The 978-nt window shown below is 69.9% G+C and carries 1 protein-coding gene; it reads right to left on the minus strand.

Translation table 11 applies throughout. The features are described from left to right. A partial coding sequence (locus FLV34_RS39390; RefSeq protein ID WP_147945598.1) for a sugar phosphate isomerase/epimerase occupies positions 1 to 978 on the minus strand: 978 nt, incomplete at both ends.

Raw genomic sequence — 978 nt, forward strand, 5'->3', positions numbered from 1 at the left:
CTCGGAGGAGAAGGCGGCGTCGAAGGCGGCGTCGGGCGGGGTGATGGCGTTGAGGGAGCGGATGTAGGCGAGGGCCTCGGGTGCGCCGTGCAGCCGGTCCATGCCCGCGTCCTCCCACTCGATGGAGATCGGGCCGTCGTAGCCGATGTGGTTGAGCGCGCGGAAGCACTCCTCCCACGGCACGTCGCCCCGGCCGGTGGACACGAAGTCCCAGCCGCGGCGGGGATCGGCCCAGGCCAGGTGGGAGGCCAGACGGCCGCGCCGGCCGTCGCGGGTGGCCACCCGGGCGTCCTTGCAGTCGACGTGGTAGATCTTGTCGGCGAAGTCGAGGATGAAGTTCGCCGGGTCCAGGCCCTGCCACACCATGTGCGAGGGGTCCCAGTTCAGCCCGAAGGCCGGCCGGTGCCCGATGGCCTCCAGCGTCCGCACCGTGGTGTGGTAGTCGTAGGCGATCTCGCTGGGGTGCACCTCGTGTGCGAACCGCACCCCCACCTCGTCGAAGACGTCCAGGATCGGGTTGAAGCGGTCGGCGAAGTCCTGGTAGCCGGCCTCGATCATGGACGGCGGCACCGGGGGGAACATCGCCAGGGTGTGCCAGATGGAGGAGCCGGTGAAGCCGACGACGGTCTTGACGCCGAGCTTGGCCGCCGCGCGGGCGGTGTCCTTGAGTTCCTCGGCGGCGCGCTGCCGTACGCCTTCGGGTTCGCCGTCGCCCCAGATGCGGGCGGGCAGGATGCCCTTGTGGCGTTCGTCGATGGGGTGGTCGCAGACGGCCTGGCTGAGGAGGTGGTTGGAGATCGTCCACACCCCGAGGTTGTACTTGGCCAGGGTCTCCTTCTTGCGTTCGACGTAGGAGTCGTCGGCGAGGGCCTTGTCGACCTCGAAGTGGTCGCCCCAGCAGGCGATCTCCAGGCCGTCGTAGCCCCATTCCGAGGCCAGCCGGCAGACCTCCTCGAACGGCAGGTCCGCCCACTGCCC

This window comes from Microbispora sp. CSR-4 (genome assembly GCF_008033685.1).
Classification (GTDB): Bacteria; Actinomycetota; Actinomycetes; order Streptosporangiales; family Streptosporangiaceae; genus Microbispora.